This is a genomic window from Reyranella sp. (assembly GCF_030651995.1).
Classification (GTDB): Bacteria; Pseudomonadota; Alphaproteobacteria; order Reyranellales; family Reyranellaceae; genus Reyranella.
Window position 1 is genome coordinate 155,791 of the sequence record NZ_JAUSBN010000005.1, and the last position, 16,068, is coordinate 171,858.

At 66.7% G+C, this 16,068-nt stretch carries 19 protein-coding genes; 8 read left to right on the forward strand and 11 right to left on the reverse strand.

The window, feature by feature from the left end; all coding sequences use genetic code 11:
* Positions 1-90: 90 nt before the first annotated feature.
* Genes Q7V45_RS01460 through Q7V45_RS01470 form a run of 3 tightly spaced genes read left to right on the forward strand, consistent with a single transcriptional unit; the run spans position 91 to position 3,352 of the window.
* On the forward strand, positions 91-1,278 hold the full coding sequence (locus tag Q7V45_RS01460) for an amino acid ABC transporter permease (protein ID WP_304845768.1): 1,188 nt from the start codon (positions 91-93) through the stop codon (positions 1,276-1,278).
* Between the two features lie 2 nt (positions 1,279-1,280).
* Complete coding sequence (locus Q7V45_RS01465; protein ID WP_304845771.1) at positions 1,281-2,561, forward strand: amino acid ABC transporter permease; 1,281 nt, start codon at positions 1,281-1,283, stop codon at positions 2,559-2,561.
* A gap of 20 nt (positions 2,562-2,581) precedes the next feature.
* A complete protein-coding gene (locus Q7V45_RS01470; RefSeq protein WP_304845774.1) occupies positions 2,582-3,352 on the forward strand; it encodes an amino acid ABC transporter ATP-binding protein in 771 nt (256 codons plus the stop codon).
* Between the two features lie 180 nt (positions 3,353-3,532).
* Here Q7V45_RS01470 and Q7V45_RS01475 read toward each other — a convergent pair whose 3' ends face one another.
* Genes Q7V45_RS01475 through Q7V45_RS01500 form a run of 6 tightly spaced genes read right to left on the reverse strand, consistent with a single transcriptional unit; the run spans position 3,533 to position 8,084 of the window.
* Positions 3,533-4,636, reverse strand: coding sequence for a DegT/DnrJ/EryC1/StrS aminotransferase family protein (locus Q7V45_RS01475; protein WP_304845777.1), 1,104 nt, complete (start codon positions 4,634-4,636; stop codon positions 3,533-3,535).
* Positions 4,633-5,076, reverse strand: coding sequence for an FdtA/QdtA family cupin domain-containing protein (locus Q7V45_RS01480; RefSeq protein ID WP_304845780.1), 444 nt, complete (start codon positions 5,074-5,076; stop codon positions 4,633-4,635). The genes Q7V45_RS01475 and Q7V45_RS01480 overlap by 4 nt, the downstream gene beginning before the upstream one ends.
* A gap of 13 nt (positions 5,077-5,089) precedes the next feature.
* On the reverse strand, positions 5,090-6,022 hold the full coding sequence (locus Q7V45_RS01485) for a DMT family transporter (protein WP_304845783.1): 933 nt from the start codon (positions 6,020-6,022) through the stop codon (positions 5,090-5,092).
* Positions 6,019-6,939 (reverse strand): DMT family transporter, encoded by a 921-nt coding sequence (locus tag Q7V45_RS01490; RefSeq protein WP_304845786.1) that lies wholly within the window; start codon positions 6,937-6,939, stop codon positions 6,019-6,021. Before Q7V45_RS01490 ends, Q7V45_RS01485 begins: the two co-directional genes overlap by 4 nt.
* 12 nt (positions 6,940-6,951) lie before the next feature.
* Positions 6,952-7,326, reverse strand: coding sequence for a dihydroneopterin aldolase (locus Q7V45_RS01495; protein ID WP_304845789.1), 375 nt, complete (start codon positions 7,324-7,326; stop codon positions 6,952-6,954).
* Complete coding sequence (locus Q7V45_RS01500) at positions 7,323-8,084, reverse strand: SDR family oxidoreductase (RefSeq protein ID WP_304845794.1); 762 nt, start codon at positions 8,082-8,084, stop codon at positions 7,323-7,325. Before Q7V45_RS01500 ends, Q7V45_RS01495 begins: the two co-directional genes overlap by 4 nt.
* Positions 8,085-8,138: 54 nt before the next feature.
* Between Q7V45_RS01500 and Q7V45_RS01505 the strand changes: the two genes are divergently transcribed.
* The 3 genes from Q7V45_RS01505 (at position 8,139) to Q7V45_RS01515 (ending at position 11,160) form a co-directional block, all read left to right on the forward strand.
* Positions 8,139-9,260: an NAD(P)/FAD-dependent oxidoreductase gene (locus tag Q7V45_RS01505; protein ID WP_304845797.1), complete on the forward strand. Its 1,122-nt coding sequence runs from the start codon at positions 8,139-8,141 to the stop codon at positions 9,258-9,260.
* On the forward strand, positions 9,257-10,084 hold the full coding sequence (locus Q7V45_RS01510; RefSeq protein ID WP_304845800.1) for an alpha/beta hydrolase: 828 nt from the start codon (positions 9,257-9,259) through the stop codon (positions 10,082-10,084). The genes Q7V45_RS01505 and Q7V45_RS01510 overlap by 4 nt, the downstream gene beginning before the upstream one ends.
* Positions 10,085-10,185: 101 nt before the next feature.
* A complete protein-coding gene (locus Q7V45_RS01515; RefSeq protein WP_304845803.1) occupies positions 10,186-11,160 on the forward strand; it encodes a nitronate monooxygenase family protein in 975 nt (324 codons plus the stop codon).
* Here Q7V45_RS01515 and Q7V45_RS01520 read toward each other — a convergent pair.
* Positions 11,157-11,549, reverse strand: coding sequence for a hypothetical protein (locus Q7V45_RS01520; RefSeq protein ID WP_304845806.1), 393 nt, complete (start codon positions 11,547-11,549; stop codon positions 11,157-11,159). The genes Q7V45_RS01515 and Q7V45_RS01520 overlap by 4 nt on opposite strands.
* 30 nt (positions 11,550-11,579) lie before the next feature.
* Positions 11,580-12,329 (reverse strand): VOC family protein, encoded by a 750-nt coding sequence (locus Q7V45_RS01525; protein WP_304845808.1) that lies wholly within the window; start codon positions 12,327-12,329, stop codon positions 11,580-11,582.
* Positions 12,330-12,372: 43 nt separating this feature from the next.
* On the opposite strand from Q7V45_RS01525, the gene Q7V45_RS01530 reads away from it, so the two are divergent.
* Positions 12,373-13,311 carry a branched-chain amino acid ABC transporter permease gene (locus Q7V45_RS01530; RefSeq protein WP_304845811.1) on the forward strand — a complete coding sequence of 313 codons (939 nt, stop codon included), beginning with the start codon at positions 12,373-12,375 and terminating at the stop codon, positions 13,309-13,311.
* Here the strand turns inward: Q7V45_RS01530 and Q7V45_RS01535 are convergent.
* On the reverse strand, positions 13,298-14,089 hold the full coding sequence (locus Q7V45_RS01535) for an enoyl-CoA hydratase (RefSeq protein WP_304845814.1): 792 nt from the start codon (positions 14,087-14,089) through the stop codon (positions 13,298-13,300). The two genes, Q7V45_RS01530 and Q7V45_RS01535, sit on opposite strands and share 14 nt — an antisense overlap.
* A 117-nt stretch (positions 14,090-14,206) precedes the next feature.
* Between Q7V45_RS01535 and Q7V45_RS01540 the strand changes: the two genes are divergently transcribed.
* A complete protein-coding gene (locus tag Q7V45_RS01540; protein ID WP_304845817.1) occupies positions 14,207-15,046 on the forward strand; it encodes an enoyl-CoA hydratase-related protein in 840 nt (279 codons plus the stop codon).
* A gap of 36 nt (positions 15,047-15,082) precedes the next feature.
* On the opposite strand, the gene Q7V45_RS01545 is transcribed toward Q7V45_RS01540, so the two are convergent.
* Together Q7V45_RS01545 and Q7V45_RS01550 are read right to left on the reverse strand one after the other, a co-directional pair.
* On the reverse strand, positions 15,083-15,505 hold the full coding sequence (locus tag Q7V45_RS01545) for a GNAT family N-acetyltransferase (RefSeq protein WP_304845820.1): 423 nt from the start codon (positions 15,503-15,505) through the stop codon (positions 15,083-15,085).
* Complete coding sequence (locus Q7V45_RS01550; RefSeq protein ID WP_304845823.1) at positions 15,502-16,056, reverse strand: TetR/AcrR family transcriptional regulator; 555 nt, start codon at positions 16,054-16,056, stop codon at positions 15,502-15,504. Before Q7V45_RS01550 ends, Q7V45_RS01545 begins: the two co-directional genes overlap by 4 nt.
* Positions 16,057-16,068 lie beyond the last annotated feature (12 nt).

The window sequence follows — 16,068 nt, forward strand, 5'->3', positions numbered from 1 at the left end:
TGCGCAGGGGCAATTCCCACATACACTGAGGGCAATACCGGGCCTATAACGCCCGCGCGGGAAAACCGCGCCAGTCAGGGGGAATAGCGTATGGCAGTCGAGGCTCTCGGCTCTACGCCACGTGCGAAAGTGGCACCGTGGAACGATCCGGTCGTTCGGGGCTGGGTTTTCCAGATCGTCGTGGTCGGTGCCGTTGGCTTCCTTGCCTGGTATCTGGTCAGCAACACGATCGACAACCTGCAGCGCCAGAAGATCGCGAGCGGCTTCCACTTTCTCGAGCGCGAAGCCGGCTTCGAGATCGGCGATACGATGATCGAGTACTCGCCGGCCAGCACCTACGCCCGCGCCATCTGGGTCGGCATCCTCAACACGCTGCGCGTTGCCGTCCTTGGCATCCTGCTCAGCACCCTTCTCGGCACCCTGATCGGCGTCGGACGGCTGTCGCCCAACTGGCTGCTCAACCGCATCTGCGGCTGGTACGTCGAGGCCTTCCGCAACGTGCCGCTGCTGCTGTGGCTGTTCCTCTTCTACAAGCTGATCAGCGAAGCCTTTCCCGGTCCGCGGCAGGCGCTCTCGCTGTGGAACAGCGTGTTCCTCAGCAACCGCGGCGTCTACTTCCCGGTGCCGCTGGCCGATCCCATCCATAAATGGATGGGCATCGCGTTTCTGGTCGGCATTGCCGCTGCCTGGTTCGTCAACCGCTGGGGCAAGAAACGCCAGGAAGCCACGGGTCAGCCCTTCCCCGGGATTTCCGCGGGCCTCGCGATCATCATCGGCCTTCCGGCCCTCGTCTGGCTGGCCGGCGGCGCGCCGCACCATATGAGCTGGCCCGAGCTGAAGGGCTTCAACTTCACGGGCGGAACCGTCATCCAGCCCGAGTTCACCGCCCTCCTGATCGGCCTCGTGCTCTATACCTCGGCGTTCGTGGCCGAGATCGTGCGCTCCGGCATCCTGGCCCTGCACAAGGGCCAGAGCGAAGCGGCGGCGGCGCTCGGCCTGTCGCGCGGCCAGTCCATGCGTCTCGTGCTGCTGCCGCAGGCGCTGCGGGTCATCGTCCCGCCGATGACCAGCCAGTATCTCAACATCACGAAGAACAGTTCGCTCGCCATCGCGATCGGCTACCCCGACCTCGTCGCCTCGATCAACGTGACCATCAACCAGACCGGCCAGGCGATCGAGAACATCCTCATCATCATGGCCGCCTACCTCTCGGTCAGCCTGTCGATCTCGGCGTTCATGAACTGGTACAACAAACGCATCGCGCTGAGGGAGCGCTGAGCATGACCGACGCCATGCCTGCCGGCGACCGCAAGCCGATCGCCCCTCCCGTCGACGAGACCGGCCCGCTCGGCTGGGCCCGCAAGAACCTGTTCTCGAGCTGGGGCAACGGCATCACCACGATCGTGCTGCTCGCCTTCGTCGTCTGGGTCCTCGACTGGTTCCTCGAATGGGCGCTGTTCACCGCCAACTTCACGGCCACGACCGGCGCCGAGTGCCGCGGCGGCGGTGCCTGCTGGGCGCTGATCCGCGAGAAGTTCCGCTACATCTTCTTCGGCTCCTTCCCCTACGAGCAGCACTGGCGGCCGCTGTTTGCCGTCATCGCCATGCTGGCCATGCTGGTGCTGAGCGCCGACCGCCGCATGTGGAACTGGCGCCTGCTGGTGATCTGGGGCGTTGGCTCGTTCGTCACCTTCCTGCTGATGTTCGGCCAGCTCCACATTCCGCTGAGCCTGATCCTCGCCGTCGCCCTGATCGCGGGCGGTATCGGCCTCGCGCTGCGCAGCGGCCTGGCGACTCCATCGGAGCGGATGGCCTATTACGCCCTGGTCGGGATCGGCGCTGTCGGCCTCGTCCTGCGCATCGCGGGCGTGCTGCCGAGCTGGAGCATCGCCATCGCCCCGCTCAGCTACGTCGAGACCAGCCTGTGGGGCGGCCTGCCGGTGACTCTGATCCTGGCGACCTATGGCCTGGCCTTCGCCTTCCCCTACGGCATCCTGCTGGCGCTGGGGCGGCGGTCCAACCTGCCGCTGATCAAGGGCCTGTGCGTGGGCTTCATCGAACTGATCCGCGGCGTGCCGCTGATCAGCCTGCTGATCATGGCCTCGGTCATGCTGCCGCTGTTCCTGCCCTCGGGCACGACCATCGACAAGTTCCTGCGCGCCCAGGTCGCCGTCATCCTGTTCGCCGGGGCCTACATCGCCGAGGTCATCCGCGGCGGCCTGCAGTCGCTGCCCAAGGGCCAGTTCGAGGCTGCGGACGCAATGGGACTCAACTACCCGCAGAAGACGCTGCTGATCATCCTGCCGCAGGCCCTGCGCGTCGTGATCCCGCCGCTCATCAATACCTTCATCGGCTTCTTCAAGGACACGTCGCTGGTGCTGATCATCGGCATCTTCGACTTCCTCAACACGGCCAACCAGGCGCTGGTCGATCCCAACTGGGCGGGTTTCCCGGGCGAGGTCTACCTGTTCGCCGCCTTCGTCTACTTCATCTTCTGTTATTCGATGTCGCGGTACAGCAAGTACCTCGAACTCGAACTCAACAAGGGTACGCGCCGCTAGGCGCCGTCAGGGAGCACGTCATGGCCGCAACCGCGCGAGATCTCTCGAAGGTCGAATCGGTGATCCAGCTCAAGGGCGTCAACAAGTGGTTCGGGCAGTTCCACGTGCTGACCGACATCAATCTCGACGTGAAGGAAGGCGAGAAGATCGTCATCTGCGGACCGTCGGGATCGGGCAAGTCGACCTTGATCCGCTGCATCAACCGGCTGGAGGAGCATCAGCGCGGCGACATCGTCGTGCACGGCGTCACGCTCTCCAACGACGTGAAGAACATCGAGGCGATCCGCCGCGAAGTCGGCATGGTGTTCCAGTCGTTCAACCTCTTCCCCCACCTCACCATCCTCGACAACCTCACCCTGGCGCCGATCTGGGTGAAGAAGACGCCGAAGAAGGAGGCCGAGGAGATCGCCATGAGCCTGCTCACCCGGGTGCGCATTCCCGAGCAGGCGCTGAAATATCCCGGCCAGCTCTCGGGCGGCCAGCAGCAGCGCGTGGCGATCGCCCGGGCGCTGTGCATGCGTCCCAAGATCATGCTGTTCGACGAGCCTACGTCAGCGCTCGACCCCGAGATGGTGAAGGAAGTGCTCGACGTCATGATCGAGCTGGCGCGCGAAGGCATGACCATGCTCTGCGTCACCCACGAGATGGGCTTCGCCCGCGCCGTCGCCGACCGCGTGATCTTCATGGATCGCGGCGAGATCGTCGAACAGAACGAGCCCGAGGCGTTCTTCGCCAATCCCCGGAACGAGCGCACCAAGCTGTTCCTCGGCCAGATCCTGCACAATCACTAGAAGAATAACTTTCCTCCCCATTCAAATGGGGAGGTGTCGGCGTACCGCGGCTTGTAACCAAGCCGCTGAGCCGACGGAGGGGTCATACGCGTTGCGACGCCCATGACCCCATCGCCCCGTATGACGGGGCACTTCCCCATTTGAATGGGGAAGCCGGGGCATTCACTCGGCGCCGGAAACCTACGCGACCAGCGTCTCCCGGATCACCGCGCAGACCTGATCGACCGACTCGAGCGGCATGTGCGGGCCCATCGGCAGGCTGAGGACGGTCTCGGCCAGCTTCTCGGCGAGGGGATAGGTCCCCTTGCCCTGGCCCAGTTCGGCATAGGCCTCCTGAAGGTGCGGCGGGATCGGATAGTGGATCAGCGATCCGATGCCGGCCGCCTCCAGCGCCTTCACCAGATCGGCACGCCGGTTCGTTCGCACCACGTACAGGTGCCACACCGGATCGGCCCATTGCGGGACATTGGGCAGGGCGAGACTCGCGATGTCGGACAGCCTGTCATCGTAGCGCGCCGCCACTTGCCTGCGGCGGTCGTTCCATTCGTCGAGCTTCGTGAGCTTCACACGCAGGAAAGCTGCCTGCAGTTCATCGAGGCGTGAGTTCAGGCCCTTCTCGAGGTTCACATACTTCACGCGGCTGCCGTAGTTGCGCAGCGTGCGCAGCCGCTCGGCGAGCTTCGGATCGTCCGTCGTGACCGCCCCGCCATCGCCAAAGGCGCCGATGTTCTTGCTCGGGAAGAAGCTGTGGGCGCCGGCGTCTCCCAGCGAGCCGGTTCGACGCCCGCGGACTTTGGCGCCCTGCGCCTGGGCCACGTCCTCGACCACCTTCAGCCCGTGCTTGGCGGCGAGCGCCATGATCGCGTCCATGTCGGCCGGCTGGCCGTAGAGATGGACCGGCATGATCGCCTTTGTGCGCGACGTGATCGCCGACGCGATGCGGTCGGGATCGATGTTCGGCCCGCCGGGCGTCGGCTCCACCGGAACCACCTTGGCCCCGACCGCCGTCACCGCGAGCCAGGTTGCTATGTAGGTGTTGGACGGCACGATGACTTCGTCGCCGGCGCCGATGTCCCAGGCGCGCAGCGCGAGTTCCAGCGCCTCGAGACCGTTGCCCAGTCCGACACAGTGCTTGGTGCCACAGAAGGCGGCGTACTCGGCCTCGAAGGCTTCGACCTCCTTGCCGAGCACGAACCAGCCGGACTCCATCACGCGCAGATAGGCGGCATCGAGCTCCGGCTTCAGCTCGGTGTAGACGGACTTCATGTCGAGGAAGGGGATCATGCGCGGGCCGCCGCCGCAGCTTCGCGCTTGAAGGCCTCGTAATCCCGAAGGTACTCGCTCTCGTCGTACAGGGTCGAGGCGATGACCAGGATGACGGTCTGCGGCGCGAAGTTGTCGAGCTCGTGCCAGACCATCGGCCCGATATGAAGCGCGCGCCCCGGATCGTTGAGGACGACCGTCTCCTTTACCCTGCCGTCGTCCAGGTGCAGCTGGCACGAGCCGTTCATCACCAGGGTGACGAGGTGCGACTCGCGGTGCCCGTGCCGGCCGCGCCACTGGTCGGGGGCGATGTCGTGCAGCCAGAACAGGCGCCGGACCGTAAAGCCCAGCTGGTGATCGAACTCCAGGAAGTTGATCTTGCCGCGGACGTCGCCTCTTCCGGGGACGGAGAGCCAGCGGCAGTTGGAGACCTTGAGGTGAGGAAGAGACATGTCGGGCATGGCAGAGCCTGTCTTATCGCTTTGTCGTTTGAAGCTTTCGCCATTGCATGTAGACGACGCCACTCAGGGCGACGAGCCCACCGGCGATCTGGTAGGCGTTGGGGATGAAGCCATAGGTCATTGACCACAATACGGCGAAAAACGGCACGAGATTGACCCAGAGCGACGCAATTGCAACCCCCAGCCTGCTGGCGCCGACGTTCCAGAGATAGGCGCCCATGCCGCTGGCGAAGACCGCCACGAGCAGGAGCTGGCTCCACACCCAGCCGTCGGTCACCGCGAACGGCGAGCTGGCCCAGCCGAAGCCGACCAGTACCAGGCTCAGGACCGCCATCCAGCCGAGGGCGGAAAACGACGCGACATAGGCCCGATGGAGCTGGCTCGCCCGGTCGAACCACGCCTGCGCCTTCAGACTGTAGACCGTCCAGAGCGCGTTGGAGAGCAGCACGATGATCTCGCCGCCGCCCAGCGTCAGCGCGCCGCGGCCGAACAGGCTGCCGGCCGCCAGAATGGCTCCGCCTGTCAGGGTGAGTGCGAGGGCAACGCCGAATCCCGGGTCGAAGCGCATGCCCGTCGCCAGCCGCACCGTCACCGCGGCCACCAGCGGTCCCGCCACCTGCACCGCGGCCGCCGAGATCGGATTGCTGAACTGGATGCCCAGGGTGAAGATCGTGAAGAAGCCGCTCATCATCAGGCCGATCAGCAGGAAGCGCTTGAGGCCGATCTCGATCCGCAGCTTTCCGACACCCTCCACCAGGACCAGCAACAACCCCAGTGTCGCCACCGCCGCCAGGGTCCGTATGGCCAGCATCGGGACGATGTCGAAGTGCTGGAGCATCACCTTGGAGACGGGCACGTTGGCGCCCCAACTGAGGCCAACGAACACCATCGCGGCGAAGGCGCCCAGCATGTGGCGGCGATCTCGTGCGCCCGGAGATGTGCTCATCGCCGGGCCGCGCGGGTCTGGCGGATCTGCAGTTGGGCGATGCCCGCCAGGACGATGAAGCCGCCGACGACCTGCAGCCAGCTCGGCTCGCGCCCCATCAGGGCCGCAAGGCCGATCGCGAAGACCGGCGCCGAGTTCGCGAACAGGGAGGCGACGGGCACGCCGACCAGGGACACGCCGGTGTTCCACAGCAGGACGGCCACCGCGACGCCCAGGACGCCGATCCAGGCGACCATGCCCCACTCGATCGGTGTCGGCGGCCGCGTCGGCCAGGCGATGCCGCCCAGCGCCCAGACCACGGCGCAGACAATGCCCAGCAGCACGCTGGCCACCGTCGAGGTGATGGCCGACAGGGCGATCTGGCCGCGGTCCGACAGCCATTGCTGGGCACGGATCGAGTACCAGCTCCAGCACAGCTGGGCGATCACCAGCAGTGCTTCGCCGCCTTCCAGGCCGAACGAGCCCGCCGCACGGCCCGGCGTGCCAAGCACGACGACGATGCCGCCGGCGACGACCAGCACGAGCGTGATCCCGAAGCCCGGAGGCGTGGTGGAACCGAGCATCCCGCGCGCCAGCAACGTCGCCCAGATCGGACCGCACATCAGCACGATCGCGGCGGTCGCGGGATGGGCGTGCGCCACGCCGAACGTGTAGAGCACCGAGAAGGCCGTCATGGCGGTCCCGAGTTTCAGCAGCCGGCCCCCGTCGAGCGGTCGCGGCGCCGCCGCCGGCTTTCGGCTCAGCAGCACGGCCAGCCAGAGGACGGGCAGACCCAGGATGTAGCGCGACCAGGACAGCAGCCAGTTGTCGTAGTGCTCGGCCAGCGCCGCGAGCACCGGGATCATCGATCCCCAGATCATGGCGGCGAGCAGCAGCACCAGGGAGGCACGCCGCAGCGCGCCGACGGACGGAGACATCAGGCGTGCCGCTCAGCCCGTGGCGCGACGGCGGACCGCCTGATAGCCGACGCGGCAGTCCTTGTAGACGTCGGGCTTCTCGGTCGAGACGCGCGCCTCGACGACCTGCGGCTGCGCCAGGCAAAGATCGAGGATGGCCTCGACCAGCGTTTCCTGAAGATTGAAGTGCTTGCTGCCGGCGAGATCCACGATGCCGTCGTGGACGATGTCGTAGTTGAGGACGTTGGTGATGCTGTCGCCGTGCGCGCGGTCGGGGTCCACCAGCAGCAGCTCGACGTTGATGACCACCGCCTGCGGCTTGGCCAGTTCGAAGTCATAGATGCCGATCGACACCGGGAGCCGCATGTCGCGGATGAAGATGCGGCGCTCGGAGGTGACCATGGTCATTTCTTCTTCTTCAGGTCGAAGGCGATGTCGCGCGGCCGGCCGATCAGGTGTTCGCCGCTGTCGACGACGAGCGTGTCGCCGGTATAGCTCGGCGTCGCCACGATGAAGCGCAGCGCACGGACCAGATCGTCGGCCGTCACGCCCACTCCGAGCGGATTGGCGGGATGCTGCTCGGCGAAGCGCGCATCCGTCTGGCTGCCGCTGCGCAGGGTCAGCCCGGGCGCGATGCCCGCCACCCGCAGTCGCGGCGCGAAGGATTGCGCCAGCAGGGTCGTCAGGCCCTGCAGGCCGATCTTGGAGAGCGTGTAGGTGAGAAAGTCGGGATTGAGGTTGTAGAGCTTCTGGTCGAGCACGTTCACGACCAGGCCAGTCTCGTCCGCGGGCAGCTGCCGCGCCAGCGCCTGCGCCAGCAGCAGCGGCGCCCGCAGGTTGATCGCCATGTGCTGGTCGAAGTCGGCGGCCGTCGCCGTCGGCGCCCGATCGAGCTTGAACAGCGAGGCGCTGTTGACCAGGCAGGTGAGCCGCACGCCGCGCGCCCGGCACTTGCCCACCAGCGCCTCGGCCTGCCGGGCCGAGGCGAGATCGGCGCGCACGGTCATTGCCTTGCCACCGGCCTTGCGGATCGTCGCGACGGTTTCCTTCGCCCCGGCCGCCGAGTCCTTGTAGTGCACGAAGACGAAAAACCCGTCGGCCGCCAGCGCGAGCGCCAAGGCACGGCCGATCCGTATGCCCGCCCCCGTGACCAACGCGCCTTTCATGATGCGACACCCGCCCTTGGTGACTGAAAGAGGCGGCGGTTCTAGCATGCGACCATGAATTCGTCCCCGTTCGAAACCGTCGACTGCGTTGTCATTGGCGCAGGTGTTGTCGGCCTTGCCGTCGCCCGTGCCCTGGCCCTTGCCGGCCGCGAGGTCATCGTCGTGGAGGCGGCCGACGCCATCGGCACCGAAACCAGCTCGCGCAACTCCGAGGTCATCCACGCCGGCATCTATTACCCCAAGGGCAGCCTGATGGCGCGCTCCTGCGTTGCCGGCCGGCGCATGCTCTATGCCTATTGCCAGGACCACGGCGTGCCGCATCTCAACTGCGGCAAGCTGATCGTGGCGACCAACGCGGCCGAGAGCGAGAAGCTCGCCGAGATCAAGGGACGTGCGGAAGCCAACGGCGTCGAGGGCATGCGCTTCCTGAGCGCCGCCGAGGCGATGGCGATGGAGCCGAACCTGCACTGCACGGCCGCCCTGTTCTCGCCCAGCACCGGCATCGTCGACAGCCATTCCTACATGCTGGCGCTGCAGGGCGACGCCGAGGCGCACGGCGCGATGTTCGCCTTCAACAGTCCGGTGAAAGGCGGCCGCGTCGTCGAGGGCGGCGTCGAGATCGAGGTCGGCGGAACCGAGCCGATGAACCTGCGTTGCCGGCTGCTGATCAATGCGGCCGGACTGCATGCGCCGACGCTTGCGAAAAAAATCGTCGGGATGCCATCCGAGCATATTCCGACCGCGTACTACGCCAAAGGAAACTACTTCACCTTGACCGGCCGTTCTCCCTTCTCCCGCCTCATCTACCCCGTCCCGGTGCCGGGCGGGCTGGGCGTGCACATCACCGTGGACATGGGCGGCCAGGCGAAGTTCGGGCCCGATGTCGAGTGGATCGACGGCATCGAGTACACGGTCGATCCGCATCGCGCCGACAAGTTCTATGCTGCCGTGCGCAAGTACTGGCCGGGCATCAAGGACGGTTCGCTGCAGCCCGGCTATGCCGGCATCCGGCCGAAGATCGTGCCGCAGGGCGCGCCGGCGCAGGATTTCACCATCACGGGGCCTGCCGACCATGGCGTACCCGGCCTCATCAACCTGTTCGGCATCGAATCGCCCGGCCTCACCGCCTCTCTGGCGCTGGCCGAGCAGGTGCGCGACCTCGCCGGTTCTGCATGACGCTGGCGCGCCGAGGCCTCATCGCCAGCGTCCTCGGCCTGCTCGGCGGCTGCTCTCCTGCGGCGCTCCTGAACACGACCGTCGCGCGCGCGGGCTACACGCTCGACGCCGACATTGCCTACGGCAGCCTTCCCCGCCAGAAGCTCGACGTCTACACGCCCGAGCAGCCGCGCGCCGACGGCAAGGCGGTGATCTTCTTCTACGGCGGCTCCTGGGACTCGGGCGCCAAGGGCGTCTATCTGTTCGTCGGTCAGGCGCTGGCCGCACGCGGCATCACCACCATCATTCCCGACTACCGCGTCTATCCTGAGGTTCGCTATCCCGACTTCCTCGACGATGGTGCGGCGGCGACGGCCTGGGCGGCACGGAAGGTCGGCGCCGAGAAGCTGTTCGTCGCGGGGCACTCGGCGGGCGCCTACATCGCGATCATGATGGTCGCCAACACGCCCTATCTCGCGGCCGCCGGTGTCGACCGCATGAAGCTGCCGGGCGGAATCGGCATCGCCGGACCCTACGATTTCCTGCCCCTCACCTCGCGCCGGCTGAGGGAGATCTTCGGTGGCGATCGCCGCGAGACGCAGCCGATCGAATATGCCCGTGCGCCGCTGCCGCCGCTCCTGCTGCTGCACGGCACCGCCGACAGGACGGTGAAACCCTTCAACAGCGAACGTCTGGCAGCGGCCTGGCGCAAGGCCGGCGGAAGCGCCGAGCTGAAGCTCTACCCCGAGGTCGACCATATCGATATCGTCGGCTCCTTTTCCGAGCTGCTGCGCCAGCGTGCCCCCTCCCTGGACGACACGATCTCCTTCATCGACCGCACCTGATCCGCATCGCGAACGGCATATCCACGCTGCGATCCGTGGGCTGGCCCCCGGCGTTCCGGTTCGGTAATGCTTGGGGAACTTACCCAGGGGGAAAAATCCAGATGATCAAGACGCGCTTCACCGAGATGTTCGGCATCAAGCATCCGATCGTGCAGGGTGGCATGCAGTGGGTCGGCCGCGCCGAACTCGCCTCGGCCGTTTCCAACGCGGGCGCGCTGGGCATCCTCACCGGCCTCACCCAGCCGACGCCCGAGGATCTGCGCAAGGAGATCAAGCGCTGTCGCGAGATGACGGACCAGCCGTTCGGCGTGAACCTCACCATCCTGCCGACGCTCGTGCCGCGTCCCTATGGCGAGTACATCGACGCCATCATCGATTCCGGAATCAAGATCGTCGAGACCGCCGGCAACAATCCCAAGCCCTTCCTGCCCAAGCTGAAGGAAGCCGGCGTGAAGGTGATCCACAAGTGCACGGCGGTCCGGCACGGACTCTCGGCCGAGAAGGCCGGTGTCGATGCGATCTCGATGGACGGTTTCGAGTGCGCCGGTCACCCGGGCGAGGATGACGTGCCGAACCTCGTGCTGCTGCCGGCGGCCGCCAACGTCATCAAGATCCCGATGATCGCCTCGGGCGGCTTCGCCGATGCGCGCGGCCTGGTGGCGGCGCTGGCGCTGGGCTGCGAGGGCATCAACATGGGCACCCGCTTCATGGCCACCAAGGAAGCGCCGATCCACCAGAACGTGAAGGAGAAGATCGTCTCCTCCGACGAGCGCAGCACGTCGCTGATCCTGCGCACCATGCGCAACACCAGCCGCGTCTACGGCAACAGCATCGCCAAGAAGACGATCGAGATGGAAGGCGCGGGCAAGACCATCCAGGAGATCGGCCCGATCGTCGCCGGCGCCAAGGGCAAGGTCGTGTACGAAACCGGCGACATGGAACACGGCATCTGGTCGGCCGGCACCTGCATGGGCCTGATCAACGACATCCCGACCTGCAAGGAACTGGTCGAGCGTATCGTCCGCGAAGCCGAGGAGATGATCCGCGGCCGCCTCGCGAAGTCGCTCGCGGCCTAACGCGGTCGCGCGCGATGGCGCTTCCAGCGTCGCCATAGCAGGCCGCCGAGCGGCGGCAGGAAACACAGGCTCGCGGCGATGATGGCCATCGCCGCGACGAGGCAGCCCCAGCCGCGCTGACGGCCCACGACGCATTCCCAGTCGAGGGCCATGAAGACGAGCGCCCCCAGAAAGACCGGGTTGGCAAGGATGGCGACCGGCCAAAGCTGCGAGGCCGGCGCCTCGACGCCGGGTTTCCACTGGCACACCAGCGAGCTCACGATCGCGCCGGCCAGCATTCCGACGCCGCAGATCAACATGGCCTCGGCGGCCAGGAAAGCGCCCGCCCCCGCCCCTACCAGGAGCGCGGCGACGAGGTGGCCCATGACGAAGGGTCGGATGCGCAGCACGATCCTGCTTCTATGCCTGAACTCGCCCCCTCAGACGAGATTGATGCGGCAGCCGCAGACCTCGACCTGACCGACTCCATGCCGGCGGCCCCGCTTCTCGGCCGCGGCCAGGACGCGCTCGCGATCCACGACCTTCACGTCGTAGGCCGACACGCCCGGCCCGCGTCCGTCGACGTTCGGGACGAAGCGGATCTGCGAACCGTCGAGCCGGATGATGTTGTCGACGGCCGGCCGGTCGAGGATGCGCGACCAGGAGGCGGCGGCGCCGTCGGGATCGTCGTGCTGGATCTCGACGCCCGCCAGGCCGTTTGTGACGTCGGAGCGCGCGTGCTTCACCCAGTCCTTTTCGGCCGGTGGCCACCACAAAGCGGGATCGACGCCGGGCGGCGCAAAGGTCGTGTCGATCGACAGCAGCACGCCGTTCGTGTCCGAGGGATGGAAGTGGGTGTACTGGTACTCAGGCAGGTCCTTCTCGGCAACGGCACGCACGCCCAGCGCGGTGACACGCTGGCGCTCGGCCACCGCATCGGGCACCTGCAGGATCACCATGTAGCCGCCATCGCCCTTGCGGCGCTCGATGTAGCGGCCGGCCGACGTGCCGTCCTTGAACGGCGAGACGATCTCGAGGAAATCGTTGCCGGTCGGGCAGACGACGTTGGCCAGGCCCCACTTGGCGACGCCGGGATCGCGATAGGCGACCTCGATGCCGAGAATGTCGCACAGCTCCTCGGTGGAACTCTCCAGGTCCTTGCAGACGAAGACGCATTGCCTCAGTCTCATCGCTTCGCTCCCCTTCCTTAGTTGTGTGGTCTATCGTAACGCCATGCGGACCGTATGGACCATGGGCTTCGTGGCGGCGGCCGCCCTCTCGTTCTGCTTCCCGGATTTCGTCGTCTTCCGCTTCACCCAGGCGGCGATCTGGTCGATCGCGCTGTTGGGCCTGGTGATCCTGTGTGGCATCAGCGGCCAGTTCTCGCTGGCCCAGGCCGCCCTGTTCGGCCTCGGCGGCTATGGCGCGGCGATGCTGGCGGCACATACGCCGCTCACCCCCTATGCCGGTCTGGCCCTCGCCCCGCTCCTGGGCTTCGCCGCCGGCTATGGCATCGGCCGGGTCGCCGGTTCCCATACGCTCTGGACGCAGGCCCTCGTCACCTACGCCGTCGTCATCGCCTTCCCGCAACTGCTGCGCTGGCGGCTCATCGAGAACTGGACCGGCGGCGTCCAGGGACTCTACCTCGACTTCCCGACGCCGCCCACCGGCCTGCTCAGCAACGATCGCTGGGCCTTCCTGATGGCGCTCGCGATCCTGGGCGCCGGCATCTGGCTGGCGCACAATCTGATCCACAGTCGCTCAGGCCGCGCGTTGAAGGCCGCGCGCGATCAGGATTTCGCGGCGACCGCCCAGGGCGTCCGGGTCCCGCAGGTGCGCGCCGCGGCCTCCGGGATTGCCGGAGCCTATCTCGCCGTCGCCGGCTGCCTGTCGGCCTGGCAGTTCGGATTCGTGGGACCGGGCAGCTACAATTTCGCGCTCTCGGTCCAGATGCTGTTCGGCCTGGTGATCGGCGGCATGCATTCGGCCGGCGGCGCGATCCTGGGCGGGCTGTTCCTGCAGTTCTTCCCCGACGTGACGGCGGGGCTGGGCAAGGGCTACTCCGCCCTGCTTTACGGCGTGCTGCTGATCGCCGCCATGGTCGCTATGCCCGACGGCGTGGCGGGCGCGCTGGCCCGCCTCGCCGCCCGACTGAAGCTCAGGCGCCCTTGAAGTTGGGGGCGCGCTTCTCGACGAAGGCGCGCGCAGCTTCCTTGTGATCTTCCGTCTCGCCGGTGCGGATCATGCGCGCGGCCTCGCTGTCGAGCGCCTCGGAGAGGGTGCCCTCCTCCGCCACCTTCATGTTCTTCTTGGCGTGCCACCAGGCGACGCGCGGGCCAGCGGCCAGCTTCTTGGCGAAGGCCATCGTCTCGGCGTCGAGGTTGGCATCGTCGACGATGCGGGTCGCGAGGCCGAGCTTCTCGATCTGCTCGGCGTTCAGGATCTCGGCGGTGAAATAGAGCTCGCGCGCCTTGGAGGTGCCGACCAGCTTGTGCAGGAAGTAGTGCGAGCCGAAGTCGCCAGAGAAGCCCACCTTGGCGAAGGCGGTCGTCATGCGCGCGCTCTTGCCCGCGAAGCGCATGTCAGCGGCGAGAGCCAGCGACAGGCCGGCGCCGGCGGCGACACCGTTCACCATGGCGATCGTCGGCTTACCCATCTCGTGCAGCAGCTCGGAGACCTTCATGCGCTCGCGAATCTCGTGGACCTTGTCTTCGTAGGTCTTGTCCTGGTCGCGACCCGCCGCCATCGACTTCACGTCACCACCAGCGCAGAAGGCCTTGTCGCCGGCGCCGCGCACCACGACGCAGCCGATGGCGCGGGTCCCCGCCGCTTCCTCGAGCGAGTCGGAGAGGGCCTGCATCATGTCGCGGCTCAGCGCATTCATGGCATCGGGACGGTTGAGCACGATCTTCATGACGCCGTCTTCGACGGTCTTGATCAGGTGAGACATCGACTTCCTCCGGGATTGCGGTTGGCGGGTGTTGCGGCGAATGTTTCCCAAACCTTGAAGCCACGCAACGACATTCCGTCTTGCTGGGCGGAACCGACCGGGGAGGGAATTCTGGCCATGAACTACGAGACCTTGCTGACGGAAGTGAACGGCGGCGTGATGACCGTGACGCTGAACCGGCCCGACAAGCTCAACGCCTTCTCGACCACGATGAGCCGCGAACTCATCGACTTCTTCCAGCGCGTGAACACGATGGACGAGGTGCGCGCCATCGTCGTCACCGGCGCCGGCCGCGCCTTCTGCGCCGGGGCCGACATCTCGGGCGGAACGGCCGCCTTCCAGGTCTGGAACGACGGCAACAAGCCCGAGAAGCGGGAGGCCAGCGATTCGATCACGCTCGCGATCTTCAATTGCCTGAAGCCGATCGTCGCGGCGATCAACGGCGCCGCCGTCGGCGTCGGCATCACCATGTGTCTGCCGATGGACATCCGGATGATGTCGAGCACCGCCCGCATCGGCTTCGTCTTCAACAAGCGCGGCATGGCGATGGAGGCTGGAAGCTGCTGGTTCCTGCCGCGCCTTGTGGGCATGCAGCAGGCGCAGGAATGGGTCATGACCGCCGACCTGTTCGGCGCGGACGAGGCGCTGAAGGGTGGCCTGGTGAGGTCCGTCCATGCGCCGGAGGAGCTGCTGCCGGCGGCGCAGGCGCTGGCCGCGAAGTTCGCCGCCTCGACTTCCTCCGCGGTGGCGGCGGCGGTCAACCGCCGGCTGATGTGGAGCATGTGGGGCGCGCAGGATCCGCTCGATGCGGTGACGCTCGACCTGCAATGCGTCGGCCATCTTGCGGCCGGTGCCGATGCGCAGGAGGGCATCAAGTCGTTCTTCGAGAAGCGCGCCCCGAACTTCCCGCTCAAGCCCTCGAAGGACATGCCGCCCTTCGGACCGTGGGTCAGGTAGCACCAGGTCGACCGATGCTTCGCCCCGGCGTGCTGCCTAGAGCCGGAGCACGTACATGGCGAAGCTCTCGGCCGGTTCGCTCCTGGGTTCGTAGAGGGCCCGCGCGGCGTCGTTGTCCGGCTCGGTACCAACCCAGCCTTCCCGGCAGCCCAACTCCCGGCCAAGTACGAGCATGGCGTCGAGCAGACGACGGGCAATGCCCTGCCGTTGGAACGCCGGAGCCACGCCCACTTCGTCGATGTACAGTTCGGTCGGGCGTCCATCCGGATGATAGTGCACCACGGCGGCGATCTGACCGACGATCTGCCCCTCCGCGATCGCCACGATGAGATGGTGTCCTGGCGTGGTGAGATAGCGGGAGAGCTGGCTGCGCTCCACCGGATGGTCGAACACGTCGGGCGCAACGCGGTCGAACAGCGCCTCGTCACCTGGCAGGACGTATCGAATTCCTACGGTCATGGTGCCTCCGTAGCCGATATTCGAAGCGCTGCCACCAGGGCGCGGGCGATCGCGGCCGGTGACTTCTTCCCAGCGCGATACCAGGTCGGTGTCCAGTTCAAAGCCCCGAGAAGCTGAAGACGCCAGATCGTCCGATCGATGCCGGACGCGAGCGGCAGGGCGCCCACCAGTTCGACGAAGCGCCGTTCGTAACCGTCGCGCATCGTGACCAGCCGGCGGCGCAGCTTGGGATCGAGGCGGCCGAGATCGGCCGTCATGACCGCCGCGTGGGCACGGTCGGCCAGCAGCGATTCCAGATGCGCCACGCAGGCGGCTTCCAGGCGGCTCCAGGGCGCCTGCAGTCCCGCCAGGGCGCGATCGACCGCGCCGCCGATTTCCGCCACCCCCTGCTCGTAGACCGCCGCGATCAGGTCGTTCTTCGAGGGAAAGTGATAGTACATCGAACCCGCGAGCATCCCCGCCTCGCCCGCGATGTCGCGCATCGAGGTGGCGTCGAAGCCACCGCGGGCAAACAGGCGTGCAGAGACGGCCATCAGGGTCTCACGGGACATTTGTTCTTCTAC